This is a genomic window from Pantoea eucalypti (assembly GCF_009646115.1).
Lineage (GTDB): Bacteria > Pseudomonadota > Gammaproteobacteria > Enterobacterales > Enterobacteriaceae > Pantoea > Pantoea eucalypti.
On the sequence record NZ_CP045720.1, the window covers coordinates 61,877 to 81,869 of the forward strand.

Annotated in this window: 17 protein-coding genes; 6 read left to right on the forward strand and 11 right to left on the reverse strand. The window is 55.1% G+C overall.

Features of this window, described 5'->3' with window-relative positions:
• Positions 1-17: 17 nt before the first annotated feature.
• The 9 genes from atpB to ravA form a co-directional block, all read right to left on the reverse strand.
• Positions 18-836 carry a F0F1 ATP synthase subunit A gene (gene atpB / locus EE896_RS00285; RefSeq protein WP_003849506.1) on the reverse strand — a complete coding sequence of 273 codons (819 nt, stop codon included), beginning with the start codon at positions 834-836 and terminating at the stop codon, positions 18-20.
• An 8-nt stretch (positions 837-844) separates the two neighbouring features.
• Positions 845-1,225 carry a F0F1 ATP synthase subunit I gene (gene atpI, locus EE896_RS00290; protein ID WP_003849503.1) on the reverse strand — a complete coding sequence of 127 codons (381 nt, stop codon included), beginning with the start codon at positions 1,223-1,225 and terminating at the stop codon, positions 845-847.
• Between the two features lie 690 nt (positions 1,226-1,915).
• The gene (gene rsmG, locus EE896_RS00295) at positions 1,916-2,533 is read right to left on the reverse strand and encodes a 16S rRNA (guanine(527)-N(7))-methyltransferase RsmG (RefSeq protein WP_105099987.1); all 618 of its coding nucleotides are present in this window, start codon (positions 2,531-2,533) and stop codon (positions 1,916-1,918) included.
• Positions 2,534-2,580: 47 nt separating this feature from the next.
• Entirely contained in the window at positions 2,581-4,470 is a 1,890-nt protein-coding gene (mnmG, locus tag EE896_RS00300; RefSeq protein ID WP_003849500.1) for a tRNA uridine-5-carboxymethylaminomethyl(34) synthesis enzyme MnmG, read from the reverse strand.
• A gap of 432 nt (positions 4,471-4,902) precedes the next feature.
• On the reverse strand, positions 4,903-5,343 hold the full coding sequence (gene mioC, locus EE896_RS00305; RefSeq protein WP_003849498.1) for an FMN-binding protein MioC: 441 nt from the start codon (positions 5,341-5,343) through the stop codon (positions 4,903-4,905).
• 154 nt (positions 5,344-5,497) lie between these two features.
• Positions 5,498-5,959 carry a transcriptional regulator AsnC gene (gene asnC, locus EE896_RS00310; RefSeq protein WP_003849496.1) on the reverse strand — a complete coding sequence of 154 codons (462 nt, stop codon included), beginning with the start codon at positions 5,957-5,959 and terminating at the stop codon, positions 5,498-5,500.
• A 103-nt stretch (positions 5,960-6,062) separates the two neighbouring features.
• Positions 6,063-8,201, reverse strand: a complete 2,139-nt coding sequence (gene ovoA / locus EE896_RS00315) for a 5-histidylcysteine sulfoxide synthase (RefSeq protein WP_140916040.1) — start codon at positions 8,199-8,201, stop codon at positions 6,063-6,065.
• A gap of 71 nt (positions 8,202-8,272) precedes the next feature.
• Positions 8,273-9,733: an ATPase RavA stimulator ViaA gene (gene viaA, locus EE896_RS00320; protein ID WP_008926370.1), complete on the reverse strand. Its 1,461-nt coding sequence runs from the start codon at positions 9,731-9,733 to the stop codon at positions 8,273-8,275.
• On the reverse strand, positions 9,730-11,226 hold the full coding sequence (ravA, locus tag EE896_RS00325) for an ATPase RavA (RefSeq protein ID WP_033743354.1): 1,497 nt from the start codon (positions 11,224-11,226) through the stop codon (positions 9,730-9,732). The genes viaA and ravA overlap by 4 nt, the downstream gene beginning before the upstream one ends.
• A 291-nt stretch (positions 11,227-11,517) precedes the next feature.
• Here ravA and kup point away from each other — a divergent pair, with 291 nt between their 5' ends.
• Positions 11,518-13,386: a low affinity potassium transporter Kup gene (kup, locus tag EE896_RS00330; RefSeq protein WP_003849489.1), complete on the forward strand. Its 1,869-nt coding sequence runs from the start codon at positions 11,518-11,520 to the stop codon at positions 13,384-13,386.
• Between the two features lie 15 nt (positions 13,387-13,401).
• Here the strand turns inward: kup and qseC are convergent, their stop codons facing one another.
• Both qseC and qseB read right to left on the reverse strand, forming a co-directional pair.
• Positions 13,402-14,757, reverse strand: coding sequence for a quorum sensing histidine kinase QseC (qseC, locus tag EE896_RS00335; RefSeq protein WP_105099986.1), 1,356 nt, complete (start codon positions 14,755-14,757; stop codon positions 13,402-13,404).
• Positions 14,745-15,416, reverse strand: a complete 672-nt coding sequence (gene qseB / locus EE896_RS00340) for a quorum sensing response regulator transcription factor QseB (RefSeq protein ID WP_003849485.1) — start codon at positions 15,414-15,416, stop codon at positions 14,745-14,747. Before qseB ends, qseC begins: the two co-directional genes overlap by 13 nt.
• Positions 15,417-15,577: 161 nt before the next feature.
• Between qseB and EE896_RS00345 the strand changes: the two genes are divergently transcribed.
• From EE896_RS00345 to rbsB, 5 genes are all read left to right on the forward strand, one after another.
• The gene (locus tag EE896_RS00345) at positions 15,578-15,985 is read left to right on the forward strand and encodes a YgiW/YdeI family stress tolerance OB fold protein (RefSeq protein ID WP_003849484.1); all 408 of its coding nucleotides are present in this window, start codon (positions 15,578-15,580) and stop codon (positions 15,983-15,985) included.
• Positions 15,986-16,167: 182 nt separating this feature from the next.
• Entirely contained in the window at positions 16,168-16,587 is a 420-nt protein-coding gene (gene rbsD / locus EE896_RS00350) for a D-ribose pyranase (RefSeq protein WP_140916038.1), read from the forward strand.
• 7 nt (positions 16,588-16,594) lie between these two features.
• Positions 16,595-18,103, forward strand: a complete 1,509-nt coding sequence (rbsA, locus tag EE896_RS00355; RefSeq protein ID WP_003849481.1) for a ribose ABC transporter ATP-binding protein RbsA — start codon at positions 16,595-16,597, stop codon at positions 18,101-18,103.
• Positions 18,100-19,071 (forward strand): ribose ABC transporter permease, encoded by a 972-nt coding sequence (rbsC, locus tag EE896_RS00360; RefSeq protein WP_003849479.1) that lies wholly within the window; start codon positions 18,100-18,102, stop codon positions 19,069-19,071. Before rbsA ends, rbsC begins: the two co-directional genes overlap by 4 nt.
• 25 nt (positions 19,072-19,096) lie before the next feature.
• Positions 19,097-19,972 carry a ribose ABC transporter substrate-binding protein RbsB gene (gene rbsB, locus EE896_RS00365; protein WP_003849477.1) on the forward strand — a complete coding sequence of 292 codons (876 nt, stop codon included), beginning with the start codon at positions 19,097-19,099 and terminating at the stop codon, positions 19,970-19,972.
• The last annotated feature ends 21 nt before the right edge of the window (positions 19,973-19,993 follow it).

Here is a 19,993-nt window from a genome sequence, read left to right on the forward strand (position 1 = left end):
TAGTGTTGAGAAAAAAATCAATGCTCTTCAGATGCCATCGACAGATAGACGATCGTGAGGACCATGAAAATGAAAGCCTGTAGCGAAATGATCAGGATGTGGAAAATGGCCCACGGCACATTCAGCACCCACTGCGACCACCACGGCAACAGACCGGCAATAAGGATAAAGATCAGTTCACCCGCATACATGTTACCGAACAGTCGTAAACCCAGTGATACAGGTTTAGACAGAAGGCTCACACCTTCCAGAATCAGGTTGATCGGGATGAAGATCGGGTGGTTAAAAGGCTGCAGCGTCAGCTCTTTCGTGAAGCCGCCAATGCCTTTCATTTTGATGCTGTAGAACAGAATCAAAATAAATACGCCCAACGCCATAGATAGCGTGATGTTCACGTCTGCAGACGGTACGACGCGCAGCGCCGGTAACCCCAACACATGCTCACCAATATATGGCAGCAGGTCGATTGGCAGCAGATCCATGAAGTTCATCAGGAAGACCCAGACAAAAATTGTCAGAGCCAGCGGGGCGATAAGTTTGCTCTTACCGTGATACATGTCGCGCACGTTACTATCAACGAAACCGACAACCAGTTCGATAGCCGCCTGCATTTTCCCTGGCACACCGCTGGTGGCAGACTTCGCCACGCTACGGAACAACACCAGGAAGATGATTCCCAGCACCATAGAGAAAAACATGGAATCGATATTTAATACCCAGAACGTCGCGGGAGCGTCGTGCGGATTCACTAACTCGAAGGTACGCAGGTCCAACTGAAGATGTGTCAGGTGGTGACCAATGTACTCTTGCGGAGTAGAGATTTCTCCTGCAGCCATGATGCCTCTTACCCTTTGTTGTTAATTACCGCCGGTGCCAGAATATGTACCACCAGCACCGATAACCAGGTTATTCCGACCGGCCAGAAAACCGCGCCGAACAGACCCAACGCCACAATGAGCAAAATGATGGTCGCAAACACTTTAGCTATTTCACCTAAAGCGAAGCTCCACGCGACTCGCCCCGAAGTGGGGGATTGCCCCTGCAGGCGCCAGGCTAAAAACAAAAACATTACGTTTGGCAGCCAGGCTGCCGCTCCACCCGCAAGAGCAGAGACACCCCAGGTGACATCTTTAACAGTAAAGAGTGCGCCGATGATGACTATCGTCACCAGCTGAATCATCAGCACCGTTCGGGCGAATTTTAAACTGTAAAGAGACACTGACATGACGCTGATACTCTCCTGCCCCGTTAGGGGTATGTCGCGTGTCGTATAAGACTGCCTTTGCGCAGTTGAGTCAAGCAGCAAAAGCCGTGCAAATTATACGGGCCGCACCTGCGATTTCAATCGGTAAGTAGCGAAAAGGTGAACAATTATTTAAATTTCTTTCCGGAGGGCTATTTTTCCAAAGATTACCCTGCGGAGATTCGCACTAATCTGACTGAAATTTCACGCGCAACTTGCTTTTAAAGCGTGCTTTAGATCACATAATAAGCACTCACACTACACTGAGTTTTATCTTCAACCTATTTAAGAACAATCTGTAAAACAGATTAATCCTTAAAAATCATTGTCTTGAAAATATAAAATTGCGTGTGCAAGTCTATTTTCATCAAAAACACGCTATTGACATCGAAGTATGCTTAAGAAACGTGAAATTGATATTACGCACGCAAAGTTATTACCGCGATATATTTTCTGGCGTGACTACTTTTATTCCGCGGCCCACCTATACAAGTGATATTTCTGATAATTAAATGTGAACCAATCGTTAAATGTAACAGAGCTTTTCGGATAATTTCCGTCGCTGTTTTTAACCTTCATTCCGCCAGGGCTTAAACAAAATCTTTTATCGATAGCGCATTATCTGCACTTTTTTCATCAGAACCCTGATAAAAGCCCCTGCTAACTGAAGGGCTACTGATGACGAATGATGACCAGATGACGGTCACCTTCCAGCTGCGGCACCTGCAGCTTAATGACGTCATCAGAAACATAGCCAGCCGGTAATTCCGCAATTTCATCGTCCGGACGCACGCCTTTAAGCGCGAAGAAGCGCCCTTCCCTTCCTGGCAGGTGATGACACCAGTTCACCATATCGGTCAGTGACGCAAATGCACGGCTGATAACGCCATCAAAAGGCGGCTCAGCCAGGAACGCTTCAACCCGACTCTGGACCGGAGTAATGTTAGTGAGTCCTAACTCATGCTGAACCTGACGCAGAAAGCGCACCCGTTTGCCCAGACTGTCGAGCAGCGTAAAGTGCGCATCAGGCATTACGATAGCCAGCGGAATACCCGGCAGTCCGGGACCGGTTCCCACATCAATAAAACGTGAGCCTTTCAGATGCGGTGCCACCACGATGCTATCGAGGATATGACGGACCAGCATCTGCTCAGGATCGCGCACAGATGTCAGATTGTAGGCTTTGTTCCACTTATCCAGCAGGCCGACATAGGCAACCAGCTGCTGTTTTTGTTGATCGGAGAGGGAAATACTGGCTGCCTTTAGCAGCGATGTGAGTGTGTTGATCACAACATAATTCCATTCAGCGGGGGCGTGTCGCCACGCCCCGTTTCAGATCAGGCGCTTTTACGCAGCAGACCCTGTTTTTTCAGATAAATAAGCAGAATTGAGATCGCCGCCGGTGTTATGCCGGAGATACGTGTCGCCTGACCAATTGACACGGGTTTGTGATCGTTCAGTTTGGCGATCACCTCATTCGACAGCCCGTTCACATGGCGGTAGTCGAGCTCCACTGGCAACAGTGTGTTCTCATTACGCAGCTGGCGATCAATCTCTTCCTGCTGACGCGCAATATAACCTTCATATTTGACCTGAATCTCAACCTGCTCAGCGGCCTGCTCATCAGCCAGAGCCGGACCAAAGGCATCCAGTGTCATCAGCTTCAGATAGGTCAGCTCAGGACGGCGCAGCAGATCTTCACCGCTGGCTTCTTTGGTCAGCGGCGCGCTGAGAACCGTGTTCACTTCGGTCACGTGCTCAGACTTTGGATGAACCCAGATATCCCGCAGACGCTGACGCTCCTGTTCAATCGCTTCCAGCTTCTCGTTGAAACGCGCCCAGCGCGCATCATCCACCAGACCCAGTTCACGGCCGGTTTCGGTCAGACGCAGATCGGCGTTGTCTTCGCGCAGCATCAGACGGTATTCAGCACGGGAGGTAAACATCCGGTACGGCTCTTTAGTGCCAAGCGTGCAGAGATCGTCAACCAGTACGCCCAGATAAGCCTGATCGCGACGCGGTGCCCAGCCCTCTTTGTCAGCAGACTGACGAGCCGCGTTCAGACCCGCCAGCATCCCCTGCGCTGCCGCTTCTTCGTAACCGGTCGTGCCGTTGATCTGTCCGGCAAAGAACAGGCCATGAATAAACTTGCTCTCCAGCGTCGGTTTTAGATCGCGCGGATCGAAGAAGTCATACTCAATGGCATACCCCGGACGCACGATCTTTGCATTCTCCATGCCCTGCATCGATCGGACGATCTGAATTTGTACATCAAACGGCAGACTGGTTGAGATACCGTTCGGGTAGATCTCATTACTGGTCAGCCCTTCCGGCTCCAGGAAGATCTGATGCGAGTTACGATCGGCAAAACGCATAACTTTGTCTTCGATCGACGGGCAGTAGCGTGGGCCGATCCCCTCGATGATCCCGGCATACATCGGGCTGCGATCCAGGTTATTGCGGATCACTTCATGGGTTTTCTCATTGGTGTGCGTGATCCAGCAAGGCACCTGCTGTGGATGCTGAGACGCATTGCCCATGAACGAGAACACCGGCATGGGGTCATCGCCATGCTGCGGGCTAAGCACTGAAAAATCGATGGTGCGCGCATCGATACGCGGTGGCGTACCGGTCTTGAGGCGGTTTACCCGCAGCGGCAGCGCACGCAGTCGTTTTGCCAGCGGAATGGACGGGGGATCGCCAGCGCGACCGCCACTGTAATTGTCCAGACCGATATGAATTTTGCCATCAAGGAAAGTACCGACGGTGAGGACCACCGTTTTGGCACGGAACTTCAGTCCCATTTGCGTGACGGCACCGACCACACGATCGTTTTCCACGATGAGATCGTCAACCGCCTGCTGGAAGATCATCAGATTAGGCTGGTTCTCCAGTGCCGTTCGCACCGCCTGCCGATAGAGCACGCGGTCAGCCTGAGCACGGGTCGCCCGTACCGCCGGGCCTTTGCTGGCGTTTAGTATCCTAAACTGGATACCGGCCTGGTCAATTGCGCTGGCCATCAGACCACCCAGGGCATCCACTTCCTTCACCAGATGTCCTTTGCCAATACCACCAATCGCCGGGTTACAGGACATTTGTCCAAGCGTATCAATGTTATGGGTGAGTAACAGGGTTTGCTGACCCATTCGGGCTGCCGCCATTGCGGCTTCGGTGCCCGCATGACCACCACCAATTACGATGACGTCAAAAGGATCCTGATAAAACATGAAGTGGTACCTCGGTTGATGAACTTGCAGGATCGTCGTCCTGGGGCGTGGATTCTACTCAAATTCCGTCTGGGGTGAAAGCCGCGGGATCGTCCGGTTTTAAAAGAAAGGATCTTAGATCTGTATATGATCTTTCTGTTAGATCTCTTATTAGGATCCCGCTTTTCTGTGGATATGTGCCAGAAGCACCTCAGAAACAACAGGATAGAGAGGATCACTACCTGTGAGTGATCGGTGATCCTGATCCGTATAAGCTGGGATCAAAATGGACTGTTATCCACAGCTCAAAAATCGTTCTCCCGTTGTTATCTGGATAACTACCGGTTATACGCAACAAAACAGGGTAGTTATCCACAAAATAAAAGGAGGGAAAAGGATAAAATCAGCATCTTCCACTGGGGATCGTGACTATTTCGCGATCCCCAGCCCCCTTCAGATCGCGTTTTTCCAGCTTTCCAGCCAGGCTTCTGCGGGATCTTCAGGAATCTCATGCTCCAGCACGTCGATCTCAAGGCGATCGCCGATCTGACGGGCACCCTGAGCAATTAACAGCGCTGTAATCTGGCGGATCGCGCCACAAAAGAGATCATATTCATGATTGCCGAGTCCGACAGCACCAAACCGCACCTGCGAGAGATCGGGTTTGCTTTCCGTGATGGCCTCGAACAGGGGCAGAAGGTTGTCAGGAATATCGCCAGCACCGTGGGTTGAGCAGACCACCAGCCAGATACCCTCGTGCGGCACCTCATCCAGCGCCGGACCATGCAGCATCTGGGTTGAGAAGCCCGCTTCCTGTAATTTTTCTTCGAGATGTTCAGCCACATACTCTGCGCTACCCAGAGTACTGCCACTGATTAAGGTAATATCGGCCATCTTGCTCTCCCGGACATTAAGGCGAGCATTGTACGCTGTGATCAAGCGGTGATCCACCTGTGGACAACAGGGTTAATAGATCAGAAGAAGCGAATGCAGCTGTTGTCAGCCGCCACATTCGTCAGGGATAAGATTATGCACAAGGAAAAGAGGATCAGGGCTTGATGGTGCGCATGATCGGGTTTTGCAGGGAGATCAGCGTTTCTGTGGACTGAATTTCATCGATGGTCTGGATCTTATTGATCAGGACCTGCTGCAGGGCGTCAATTGAGCGGCACATCACTTTAATAAAAATGCTGTAGTGGCCGGTGGTGTACCAGGCTTCAACCACTTCATCCAGCGCATCCAGCTTGCTCAGCGCCGCCGGATAGTCACGCGCGCTCTTAAGGATAATGCCAATAAAGCAGCAGACATCAAACCCCAGCTGGCGCGGATCGATATCAACCCGTGTTCCCAGGATGATGCCCGCCTGCTTCATTTTTTCCACGCGCACATGAATGGTGCCCGGGCTGACATTAAACTGTTTTGCCAGCTCGGCGTAAGCGGTGCGCGCATTATCCAGCAGGGCATTCAGAATGCCGCGATCCAGGTTATCGAGCTGCAGATGTTCGGCCATGGCCATCCTCGTTATGGGTCTGCTTAAGTAAACAACGGTGAATGTGCAGCAAAATAACGGTTCAGGCAACTCCCGGCAGCGACGGGCGCCGCTGCCGGTTCACTTAGCGTTTGCGCCAGACGGTGACCTGCGCCAGCGTATGCTGGAACTTGCGGGCCGTTTCGCGGATCACAAACGGTTTATCCTGCGGTTCATCGACCAGGTCGAAGTCGGCCGCCAGCAGACGTTGCAGTGCCTGCAGCGTCGTCAGTGCCTCACCGTTCTCACGTACACCGCCCAGCCAGTTCTCTTTCGGTGTGAAATCTTCCAGCCAGGTATAAGGGGATGAGAGCAGCAGAATACCGCCCTGACGCAGCATCGGCGTGACATCACGCAGGAAGCGCGCAGGCTGGCGCAGACGATCAATCAGGTTGGAGGCAAGTACCAGGTCGTAACGGCCAGGCTGAGGTTTGAGGTTACAGGCATCCCCCTGAACAAACTGAATCCGCTGCGCCAGTTCGCTCTCCAGTGCGAAATCTTTCAGGCGAACCTGACGATACTCCACCAGGTCGCCTTCCTGTGGCAGCAGATAACGGAAGTCTTCGCCGCTGGCCAGCTGCAGCGCCACATCAATGAAGCGCGCCGAGTAGTCCATCCCGGTGACGCGTTCAAAGTGGCGAGCCAGCTCAAAACTGGCGCGTCCGGTGGCACAGCCGATATCAAGGGCTTCGCCACGTGCCGTTGTGTAGTCCAGCGCCAGCTTCACCAGGCTTTCGGCATAGTTGTCCACACCGAAATAGCGCGGGCCATACTGGAAGTCGAGGTACTGCGACACCATCGCGTCAGATTCATACGGGTTTGGCGCCATCGTCTCCTGATGGCTGGAAACTACGTAGCGGAAACCGGCATGCTGGAAGAAGTGGCGGCGGAACGCATAGCGGGCTGATTTCAGCGCTTCGTTGCCGGTTGAGATCCAGCTGCCGCCTTTGATCAGCGAATGTTTGCCATCAAAGGTCGGAGTAGAGAAATCATCGTACAGCAGGTGAACGTTGAAGCCTTCAAAGCCATTGGTCGGTGTGGTCGTCCACTGCCAGACGTTACCGACGATATCGAAGAACTCGCCCTGGGCGAAGAGGTCGACCGGCGAGGAGGAAGCCCAGTACGCCAGGTTGATGTTGCCCGGCGCCCGATCCCAGTCTGGCTGATCGCCCGCGACCTGTTCGCGTAGCTGAGCCCACTCCGCTTCACAGGGGAGCTGAACACTCATGCCGGTCTGATTCGCTTTCCAGCGGCAGAAGGCCGCCGCTTCCAGCTGATTGACCTCGGCAGGCCAGTCCCATGGCATTGCGACCTCTTCACACATCAGACGCAGTTTAAGCTGATCGGGCATCGCAGGCGTGCCGACCCAGAAGGTGGGCATTTCTGCTTTGGCAAACTGACACCAGCCCCAGCCTTCGTCATCCCACCAGCGGGCATCCTGATAACCGCCTGCCTCAATGAACGCCAGAAATTCCGCGTTGCTGACCAGCATTTTGCTCGCCTGGAACGGCTGCAGCGTAACCTGCTGGCGGCCATACTCGACATCCCAGCCGTAGGTGTCGTCGGTTTTCCCCAGCGTAAGGGTGCCACCGGGCATCGGCAGCAGGGTATTGGCCGGAACAGCCTCGCGCTGGTGGCGTGCCATCGGGCATGCCGGCCACGCGGCCTGTGGTCTGACCCACTCAACGGGTAACTGGCGGATCAGCACGCTGGAGGTTTCCAGATGAATACGCTCATGCTCAATCCCCATCAGGATCACCCACGCCGGGCTCTCCCAGCCGATCGGCAGCGTGATCGGCATGGTCTGAATCAGATCGCTGACCAGCGCTTTAACGCGTCCGCGGTATGCACGGACTTCCTCAATGGTCGGCCAGTCATAGTGGCTGTCGTTGAGATCATCCCAGCTCATCTCATCAACACCAATCGCCATCATCGCTTCGATGCGATCGTCCAGACGCGCATCGATAAGACGTCCGGCCATCAGCTTATTAATGTAGAAGGTGGCGGTATGACCAAAATAGAAGATCAACGGATGGCGCAGGGGAATAGCTTTAGTAAACCAGGCCTTTGAATCGGCCAGACAGGTGAACAGACTTTCATACTGTTCCCAGGTCTGATGAAAATAGGCCAGCAATTCGGCACGTTTTTGTTCGCTATTCTGGCCGGAGAGCAATAACGTCCGCGTCGGTGCAGGCAAATCGCGGTGAGGTTGAGCAAGCGTCACAGGAAGCTCCAGATTGCTGAGTAATTAAAACGGTAATTTACTATAGCAAAGAAGTTTTTCTGTCAGATGACTTAACGGCGCCAGTGCCGCAGCAGACGGCTTTTCATGCCGGTATCGAAGCGCCAGATATGGTCGAAGATGCGCAGAATGCCTGGTTTTCCGTGGGCCGACATCGCCACGGCGTGAAAACGTTGCTGATTATGTCGCTGACGCTTTTTGATTGCCCCGATCACCTCTTCCGGCAGACGCTGGGCAATAAAATCGGAGACGATCACCGCATCAGCTTCCTGCCACAGTGCGCCTTCCATGCGGGTAACAACAGAAGAGAGGCAGGCCGCCAGATCGGTGCCGCCGCGAAAGCGCTGACTGAGAAAGCGAATCGCCTGCTCCAGCCCATCATCTCCGGTCAGCTCATAGCCAATCACCTCATGAGCAAACAGCATAATGTAGCAGCGACGGCGATCGGCCAGCGCGACCTTCAGCAGGGCCAGGCAAAACGCTTTGGCACAACGCTCATTAAAGCCTCCCATCGACCCGGAGGTATCAACACAGACGATGAATGGCCCGCGCGGCTGCTCTTCATGTTGCTGGTGGCTGGCCGGGCGCATCGTCACCTTTTCATGCCAGGCATCGCCCTGCAGCTTGTAGGTCAGCAGTCGTTTCTCGACCAGCCGCCGATAAAATTCCAGCTCCAGTTCGCTGATGCTCAGCGCCGCTAACTCCGGCGGCAACAGACGCAGTACGTCATCGCTCTGATGAATGCCGCTGACCTCTTCCGGCACGGACGCAGGCTCCTGCACCAGATGGTGAAAAGCTTCCATCGGGGCATCCTGCGACGGCACCGATTTTGCCTCGCGGCTGCGACCCAGCTGCTGGGCCAGTTTCAGCAGCTCCGGCTGCTGAGCCAGAAAGTCACCATATTGCAGCATCAACTGATAGTCGCCAGGCTGCAGTGACGCTTTACTCATGTCCCACAACCGACCCGCGGCAGCTTCATCATCGTCGCCCAGAATCGGTGCCAGCTGGCCGCTCAGTGCCATGCGCTGCTGCAGTTCCGCCAGCAGACGTTCGCGCTGCTGTTCCAGCAACTGCTGATTCAGCGTCAGCGTCTGTAAGGTCAGGCTCAGCCGCCAGCGCTGCAGAAAAAGTTGGTGCTGCGCGCTGCTGAGATGAGCGATATCGGTATGTTGCAGCAGCCGGTTAGCTTCATCCAGAAAGGGGGACGGCAGGCTTTCAAGTGCCTGAAGTGTGGCATTCAGCTGGTGGCTGAAGTCACGATCGCTGAGAAGTTGTACCCGCTGGAACAGCTGAAACTCTTCGGCCAGCGTGGCCGGAACCGGTGTGGCTTTGAGATCGGCTGTGATTTCGGCTCGCCAGCGCGGTATATCGCGCAGCAGCGCTTTCTTCAGCCCGGGAAACTTTTCAAAAAACAGCGCAAGCTGGGGCGACGCCAGCAGAGCAATGATCAGCTCTTCAATCAGTTCGGTTTCCCCCACTGAGAGCAGTGTGCTGAGCGTCTCCACTGAGATCATTTACGCGCCTGTTTCAGCTGTTCCGCCACATCCTGCAGACTGGTTTCAACCCGCGCCAGCCAGTCATCACTGATAAACAGGCAGCGCTGATGCTGACTGAACTGATGTCGCTGCGACCGCAGTTCACTCTCCAGTGCATCCAGCGCGTCGGTGATTTCACCGGGCAGCGGCTCGCTGCTGCTGACGCCTGGCAGTGTCAGGCGCGACGATTGCAGGCTGACATCACGGATAGCCAGACAATGCTGTGCATCCACGTGTAAATCCAGGCTCTGCGCAAAGCCAATCCCATTGAGCCTGCCGCGAACCTCGCCGCCTTTTTGCAGCCACTGATTCAGGGCATCACGCGCGATCACCAGATGACTTACCTGCATGTCATGCAGCATCAGCGGTTTTTGCAGCATCAGCGTCAGTTGCTCATCGGTAAAGCTTTCTGGCAGATCGTAATGGGGTTTGCGGCTGAACATGCCGCTGTGTTTTTCCAGGGTGATTGCCTGCGCGATGCTCTGCTGTTGCTGGAGGGCCATGCGGCGAGCTTTGATCTGCTGCAGTTTCATCAGCATCGGTTGCTGCTGCCAGGCGTGCTGCGTCATTAACAGGTCGATTTCGCGCTCCAGCAGTTGCATGGACGCCACGTCATGCCAGAGACAATCTTTCAGCAGGATCAGGTCTATCGGTGCAATGGTGTTGCGACCGCTATAGAAGGCGCTGGCCTGCAACAGATGAATCGCTTTTTTCCAGCGACGATCGGAAATGTAAGGCGCGGCGGGCTGGCTCTCCAGCTGCTGACGCAGCTGATAAATCAGCTCAAACACCGCATCGGGCAGACTGACCTGGCTGATGCCGAGCTGCCACTGTGCATACTCTTCATCACTGATGCGCAGGGACTCCGCGACCGGATTGGTGTGCTCATCCTGCTGGTGCGTCAGCATGCTGCGGAAGTTCTGTTTCTCATGCACATTATCCAGCCACAGGCGGATCAGCATCCGATCATAGAGCGCTTCAAGACCGCTATCCGCTTCCGGCAGTTCATTGGATGCGGTGACCAGCAGCCGCATCGGGATGGTCTCTTCGCTGTCGCCATTGCGGAAGCGGCGCTCATTAATAGCTGTCAGCAGCGTATTGAGAATCGCCGGCCCCGCTTTCCAGATCTCATCCAGAAAAACAATCTCGGCGTCGGGCAGATACCCTTTGGTCAGACGCTGATAGCGCCCTTCATCTTTCAGCGCCTGAATGGAGAGCGGACCAAACACCTCTTCCGGTGTGGAGAAACGGGTCATCAGATATTCAAAAGCGCGGGCGTGCTGAAAGGCATATTTGAGGCGACGGGCAATCAGGCTCTTGGCGATGCCTGGCGGTCCCAGCAGGAACACGCTTTCACCACTCAGCGCCGCGAGCAGGCAAAGGCGTATGGCGTGATGCCGCTCATACAATCCTTTTTCTAACGCATTGCTGAGGCGAGAAATTCTTTCTGCCAAAAGATGGGGTTGAGCCATAATCACTTCACTGTCCTTACGATCGTCGGGCCGCCGCGCTTAAGCAAGCGCTTTACTCTATAGATCATCATGCGTGAAAGCGTTGATAGCTGTCAGCTTTTTTGTTTCAGAAGGTTTGCCTGGATTAAAAGCAACGCTAATTAACGCTTTATCGCCAGAAGTGACCCCGTTACCCTGCCAGCGAGGCGAAGCGGGTATAGGAATTTTCGCTAAACCGTGCATACTGTGCGCTTTTTGATGGCCTGAGCGAGGGGTTTTCGCGCCTCTTAGACTCCAACAAAAGATAACTCTATGAGCTCGGATAATAAGCAGTCACTTCGCGGATTAACGCTGGCCGCCATTGGTGTTGTTTACGGGGATATCGGCACCAGTCCGCTGTATACCTTGCGTGAATGTCTCTCCGGACAGTTTGGCTTCGGCGTTGAGCGGGAAGCGGTGTTTGGCTTTCTGTCGCTGATTTTCTGGCTTCTGGTGCTGGTGGTCTCACTGAAATACATCAGCTATGTGATGCGTGCCGACAACGCCGGTGAAGGCGGGATACTGACACTGATGTCGCTGGCTGGACGCCATACCGGTGCGCGGGCCACGGCAGTACTGGTGATCATGGGCCTGATTGGAGGCAGCTTCTTCTATGGGGAAGTGGTGATCACGCCAGCCATTTCGGTGATGTCCGCTATTGAAGGCCTGGAGATTGCCGCGCCGTCGCTGGATCCTTTTATCGTGCCGATGTCGATTGCGGTGCTGACGCTGCTGTTTGCGATTCAGAAACATGGCACCGGCATGGTGGGCAAACTCTTCGCGCCGGTGATGCTGGTCTGGTTCCTTGTGCTGGCGATCCTTGGGGTCAGCGGCATCATGAAAAATCCGGAAGTGCTGCATGCGCTGAATCCCGCTTATGCGGTCGAATTCTTCGTGCACTATAAATCTGTCTCATTCTTCGCGCTTGGCGCGGTGGTGCTGGCGATTACCGGGGTTGAAGCGCTCTATGCCGATATGGGGCACTTCGGTAAAGTGCCGATTCGACTGGCCTGGTTCTCGGTGGTACTGCCGTCGCTGGCACTGAACTATTTTGGTCAGGGTGCGCTGTTACTCAGCGACCCTAAAGCGATTAAAAACCCCTTCTTCCTGCTGGCGCCGGAATGGGCGCTGATCCCGATGCTGATTCTGGCGACTCTGGCCACCGTTATCGCCTCGCAGGCGGTGATCTCTGGTGTCTTCTCGCTGACGCGTCAGGCGGTGCGACTGGGCTATCTGCCAGGTATGCGCATCATCCACACCTCTGAGCGTGAATCGGGTCAGATTTATATTCCGGTAATCAACTGGGTGCTCTATTTCGCGGTGCTGATTGTGATTATCAGCTTTGAGCATTCAAGTAATCTGGCTGCCGCCTACGGTATTGCGGTGACTGGCACCATGGTGCTGACGGCGATGCTCTCCTGCACCGTGGCGGTTAAAAACTGGCACTGGAACAAGCTGGCGGTTGCCGTCATCCTGGTATTGATGCTCTGCATTGACGTGCCGCTGTTTACCGCCAACCTGGTGAAAATCTTCTCCGGTGGCTGGTTGCCGCTCTGTCTCGGCCTGGTGATGTTTATCATTATGACGACGTGGAAAAGCGAGCGTTTCCGCCTGCTGCGCCGTATGCACGAACATGGCAACTCCCTGGAGGCAATGATCGCGTCACTGGAGAAATCGCCGCCGGTTCGCGTACCGGGCACGGCGGTCTATATGTCACGTGCACTGAATGTGATTCCGTTTGCCATGCTGCATAACCTCAAGCATAACAAAGTGTTGCATGAGCGGGTGGTGCTGCTGACGTTGCGAACTGAAGATGCGCCTTACGTGCACAACGTGCGTCGCGTCACTATTGAGCAGCTGTCGCCGACTTTCTGGCGCGTGGTGGCGAGCTACGGCTGGCGCGAAACGCCAAACGTCGAGGAGATTTTCCACCGCTGCGGTCTGGAAGGTCTTAACTGCCGCATGATGGAGACGTCGTTCTTCATGTCACATGAATCGCTGATCATCGGCAAACGTCCGTGGTATCTGCGCCTGCGCGGCAAACTCTTCCTGGCGCTGCAGCGCAATGCGCTCCGTGCGCCAGACCAGTTTGAGATCCCCCCAAACCGGGTGATCGAGCTGGGCACTCAGGTCGAGATTTGATCTGCAGCGTCCGCCTTACGGGGCGGGCGCTGACCAGCGCAGCGTGACGCATAATCCGCCGCCGGATCGCTGGCTGAAGGTGACCTGCATTCCGTGCAACTGGGCAATGTTGCGGACTATCGACAATCCCAGCCCGCTACCACTCTTCTCCTGGCCCGGCGGTCGCCAGAAACGTTCTCCGAGCCGTTGCAGATCTGCTGCACTCAGACCCTCGCCATTATCCTCCACCGACAGGCTGTTTGCCTGCAACCGCACATCAACTTCACTGCCTGCTGGCGTGTAGCGAATGGCGTTATCCAGCAGATTCCGCACCAGCAGTGACAGTAACAGCGGATGCCCCTGAATCAGCGGATCGGCCTCTGCGAGAAGGCGCAGCGTCACACCGTTTTTGTCCGCCAGAGGCAGCTGTGCGGCGAGCGTCTCCTGCACCGTGCGTTTCAGCGACACAGGTTCGAAGGCGCTGCGCACATCATCGGCTTCAACCCGCGAGAGCGTCAGCAACTGATCCACCAGCCGCGTTGCGCGGACAATCCCGGCATCCAGCTGCTGCAGCGCATGGGTTCGCATGACTTCGTCATCTGCAGTCAGCTGGATCACTTCGCTTTGCACCTGCAGCGCGGCCAGCGGACTGCGCAGTTCATGCGCGGCATCGGAGGTAAAGCGGCGTTCACGCTGCATCATGGCGCTAATGCGGCTGAACAGACCATTGAGCGCGACCATCAGCGGTTGCACCTCTTTTGGCACGCGGTCTGGCTGTAGCGGCGTATCATCATCGGCCGAACGCTGCGCCAGTTGTTTTGCCAGCGTCTTCAGCGGCCGCAGTTCAGACCAGACCAGACCGATAAGCAGAAGCAACATTAAAGGCAGCGCGATTAGCCAGGGCAACATGCTGGCCTTCATCAGATCCCGCGTCATGTCATCGCGGTATTCCGACTCCTGGCCCACCACCACCCGGAACTGCTTATCAGGCGTGGTCAGCCAGACAAATCGCCAGCTATCGTCGTCATTGGTGAGCTGCCCTTCATGAAATCCCTGATGCTCCGCCTCAAACGGCAGATAACGGCCGTTGTCGCCATCATTCATCACCTGCCTGCCGTCACGCGTGAAGACAGCAAAGGCCAGTGCATCATCATCCTGTTCGCCACGATGGTGGCGCAGCATCTCTTTGGTTCTGGGCAGTGTGGTATTGTCCAGCGAGGAGAAATCCAGCGTCAGCAGACGCTTAGCCAGCAGCATCTGCTGGGTATCAAAGAGCTCATCCAGGGTTTCACGCGTCTGATGCCAGGCACTCAGGCTGGCACTGGCCCAGCAGAGGCCGAGCAGCAGCACAAAACCGATGCCCAGCCGCAGAAACAGACTCATTGATCGCATTCGGCGGCCCCCAGCGTATAACCGACGCCATGCAACGTGCGGATAAATGTGCTGCCCAGCTTTTTACGCAGATGATGGATATGCACTTCCACCGCATTGCTGGAGACGTCGGCGTCCCAGCTGTAGAGCTTCTCTTCCAGCTGGCTACGCGTCAGCACCCGGCCTGGATTGCGCATAAAGAGTTCCAGCAGCGCCAGTTCACGACTTTTCAACGCAATCGTCTCACCCTCGCGCATCACACTGTGGCTGCCGGGGATCAGCACCACGTTACCGTGACGGAGTTCGGGCTGCAGCTGGCCGTGACGGCGGCGGATCAGCGCCTGTAAGCGAGCGGCCACTTCGGTTAAGGCAAAAGGCTTGCATAGATAGTCATCAGCGCCCAGCTGCAGGCCTTTGACCCGCTGATCGAGCGCATCGCGGGCGGTCAGTATCAGTACCGGCACATCGTTGCCCTGCTGTCGCCACTCCCGCAGGATATCGAGTCCATCCCGCTCGGGCAGTGAAAGATCCAGAATCACCGCATCCCAGGGGGCGGCCTCCAGCGCGTTAAAGCCGGACTCACCAGACATAAACCAGTCAACGCTAAAGCCCAGCTTACTTAGCCCCGCTTTGATACCGTCGCCAATTAAGCGATCGTCTTCAATCAGTAAAATACGCATCACGTCTCCCTGTTCCGATAGCGCTTTATACGAAGCAACTTCCCTGGTGTACAGCTGATTTCGGCGAAAATCGCTTATTTTTAACGCTTAAGAAGCTGTTAAGAACTCTGTGGTCAACTGGGCGTATTCAAACCGAAAACACCACTGAAAAGAGGTACACCATGAAAAAGCATGCTGCAATTCTGGCCGTCGTTATGCTGGCTTCCGCCCCGGTTTTCGCTGCGCAGCAGGGCGGATTTGTTGATCCCAGCGCGCCAGCCACGCAGACACAGTCAGCAGCCGGACAGGGTGGCTTTAGTGCAGACCACACCAGTGTGGTGACCGTGAAGCAGGCTGAAGAAATGAAAGATGACAGCTGGATCACCGTGCGCGGCAAACTGGAGAAACAGACCGGCAAAGAAGATTATCTGTTCCGCGACCAGACCGGCACCATGAAAGTCGAAATCGACCACAAGCACTGGAACGGCCAGACAATCACGCCCAAAGATAACGTAGAGCTCACGGGCGAACTGGATAAAGATTTCAACAGCATTGAGATGGACGTTAAGCAGGTTAAAAAGCTGCCTTAATCTTTTGCTTCAGGGTCGCATTTGCGGCCCTTTTTTCTGCCCGTTCCCCGCCTTAATGCAAATTTCCCCTCGCGTGAGCGAAACGTTTCGATGGCGATCACAGATTTCTTCTTTGCCCGTTGAGTTGATGGCGCCTTTTCATACACTCCCATCAGCGAAACGTTTCGCTGTGGAGTGAAAAGATGAAAAAAGGTCGCTTGTTAAACGCTGAACTCTCTCATGTGATTGCCCGCCTGGGACACACGGATACGCTGACGATTGCCGATGCAGGCTTGCCGATTCCGGCAGGACCGCAGCGTATCGACTTAGCGCTCACGCCGGGTACGCCCGATTTTATGCAGGTGGTGAATGCTGTCGCACTGGAGATGCAGGTAGAGAGCGCCCTGATCGCGGAAGAGATTAAGCAGCATAATCCGCAACTTCATAGTGCGCTTGTCGCTGTGCTCGAAGCCTTGCAACAGCACCAGGGGAATATCATCACCATCAGCTACATCAGTCATGAACAATTCAAACAACAAACGCAGCGTAGTCAGGCGGTCATTCGCAGCGGAGAGTGTTCTCCGTTTGCGAATGTCATCCTCAGCGCCGGTGTGACCTTCTGAGGCCGCTATGCAACCTTTACTGCAACTCGACGGCATTGAAAAATCCTTTCCGGGTGTGAAAGCCCTCAAGGGTGCATCGCTGAATGTTCGGGCAGGACGCGTGATGGCGCTGGTGGGCGAGAATGGCGCAGGCAAGTCCACCATGATGAAAGTGCTGACCGGGATCTATCAATATGATGCCGGTACGCTGCGCTGGCTCGGCAAAGAGACCCGTTTCAGTGGACCGAAAGCGTCTCAGGAAGCGGGCATTGGCATCATCCATCAGGAACTGAACCTGATCCCTCAGTTAACCGTGGCGGAGAATATCTTTCTCGGTCGCGAATATGTAGGTCGTTTTGGCCGTATTCAGTGGCCGCGTATGTATGCCGAAGCGGATGCGCTGCTTAAACGTCTTAATCTGCGCTTCAACAGCCACAAGCTGGTCGGGGATCTGTCGATTGGCGATCAGCAAATGGTCGAAATCGCCAAAGTCCTGAGCTTCGAATCACAGGTCATCATTATGGATGAACCGACCGATGCGCTGACCGATACCGAGACGCTGTCTCTATTCCGCGTGATCAACGAACTGAAAGCGCAGGGCTGCGGCATCGTCTATATCTCGCATCGCATGAAAGAGATCTTTGAGATTTGCGATGACGTCACGGTGTTCCGCGACGGCCAGTTTATTGCTGAACGTCCGGTCAGCGAGCTGACCGAAGAGAGCCTCATCGAGATGATGGTCGGACGTAAGCTGGAAGATCAATATCCTCATATCGATCAGGCGCCAGGCGATGTGCGACTGAAAGTGGAGAACGTGAGCGGACCAGGTGTAGAGAACGTCAGCTTCAGCCTGCGCAAAGGTGAAATCCTCGGCGTTTCTGGCCTGATGGGTGCGGGGCGTACCGAACTGATGAAGGTGCTGTACGGCGCATTGCCGCGTCGCGAAGGCAATCTGTGGCTCAATGGCCGGGAAGTCGTGACGCGTTCTCCGCAGGATGGACTGGCGAATGGCATCGTCTATATCTCCGAAGATCGTAAGCGTGATGGCCTGGTGTTGGGCATGTCAGTAAAAGAGAACATGTCTCTGACGGCCTTGCGCTATTTCAGTCACGGCAGCGGCACGCTGAAACATGCAGCAGAGCAGCTGGCGGTGGGCGATTTTATCCGTCTGTTCAATGTTAAAACGCCGTCTATGGAGCAGCCGATTGGCCTGCTTTCGGGCGGCAACCAGCAGAAAGTGGCGATTGCCCGCGGTCTGATGACCCGGCCCAACGTGCTGATTCTGGATGAACCGACACGCGGTGTGGATGTCGGTGCGAAGAAAGAGATCTACCAACTGATTAACCAGTTTAAAGCCGAAGGGCTGAGCATCATCCTGGTCTCCTCGGAAATGCCGGAAGTGCTGGGCATGAGCGATCGGATTCTGGTGATGCATGAAGGCCGTATCAGCGGCGAATTTACCCGAGAAGAGGCCACTCAGGAAAGCCTGATGGCAGCCGCCGTAGGCAAGCAACACAGCGAGGATTTAGTGGTATGACGACCCAAACTTTACCGGCCAGCCGTCGCTGGTTTAGCAAAAGCTGGCTGCTGGAACAGAAGTCACTGATTGCGCTGATGGTGCTGATCGCCGTGGTGGCCAGCCAGAGTCCGAACTTCTTTACCGTGGCGAACCTGTTCAACATTCTGCAGCAGACCTCGGTTAACGCCATTATGGCCGTCGGGATGACGCTGGTGATCCTGACCTCAGGCATTGACCTCTCTGTGGGTTCTTTGCTGGCCCTGACGGGCGCAGTGGGTGCATCGCTGGTGGGCATGGAAGTCAATGCGCTGGTCGCGGTGGCGGCTTCGCTGGCACTGGGCGCGGCAATCGGTGGCCTGACCGGCACCATTGTGGCACGCGGCAAGGTACAGGCCTTTATCGCCACGCTGGTCATGATGTTATTGCTGCGCGGTGTGACCATGGTCTACACAGACGGCAGCCCGATTAACACCGGCTTCAGTGCCAATGCCGATCTGCTGGGCTGGTTTGGTATTGGTCGCCCACTGGGTATCCCTGCGCCGGTCTGGCTGATGGCGCTGGTCTTTATTGCCGCATGGTACATGCTGCAACACACCCGCCTGGGCCGCTATATCTATGCACTGGGTGGTAATGAAGCGGCAACGCGTCTCTCTGGCATCAATGTGAATCGCGTCAAAATTATCGTCTATTCACTGAGTGGCATGCTGGCTGCGCTGGCGGGCACCATTGAAGTGGCGCGTCTCTCTTCGGCACAGCCGACAGCGGGCACCGGCTATGAACTGGATGCAATTGCTGCGGTCGTGCTGGGTGGAACCAGCCTGGCCGGCGGTAAAGGCCGTATTTTCGGCACCCTGATTGGCGCGCTGATTCTCGGCTTCCTGAACAACGGCCTGAACCTGATGGGCGTCTCTTCCTACTACCAGATGATCGTTAAAGCGGTAGTCATCCTGCTGGCGGTGCTGGTGGATAATAAAAGCAGTAAATAACTCTGACCTTACACAGGATAACAAGATGAAAAAGTTAACCGCACTGGCCATGATCCTCGGCGCCACACTCAGTACCAGCGCCATGGCAAAAGATACCATCGCGCTGGTGGTCTCAACCCTGAACAACCCGTTCTTTGTTTCGCTGAAAGAGGGTGCACAGAAAGAAGCCGATAAACTGGGCTACAACCTGGTGGTGCTGGATTCACAGAATAACCCGGCGAAAGAGCTGGCGAACGTGCAGGATCTGACCGTTCGCGGCACGAAGCTGCTGCTGATCAACCCGACCGACTCTGATGCCGTGGGTAACGCCGTGAAGATGGCTAACCAGGCGAAGATTCCGGTTATCACCCTGGATCGTGTTGCAGCTCAGGGCACCGTTGTCAGCCATGTCGCTTCTGACAACCGCTTCGGCGGCAAAATGGCCGGTGACTTCATCGCCAAAAAAGTGGGCGAAAACGCCAAAATTATCGAACTGCAGGGCATTGCCGGCACATCTGCTGCCCGTGAACGTGGCGAAGGCTTCAAACAGGCCGCTGATGCGCATAAATTCCAGATCCTCGCCAGCCAGCCTGCTGACTTTGACCGTACTAAAGGTCTGAACGTGATGCAGAACCTGCTGCAGGCACACCCGGATGTTCAGGCGGTATTCGCGCAGAACGACGAAATGGCACTGGGTGCACTGCGTGCACTGCAGACCGCCGGAAAAACGGGTGTGATCGTGGTGGGTTTTGACGGCACGGCTGATGGCGTTAAAGCCGTAGAAGCTGGCAAACTGTCTGCGACTGTGGCACAGATGCCAGAAAAAATTGGCATGATCGGCGTGGATACCGCTGATAAAGTGCTGAAGGGTGAAAAAGTGCAGGCGGTCAATCCGGTCGACCTGAAGCTGGTCACTCAATAACTCAAAGAAATGCAGGGCACC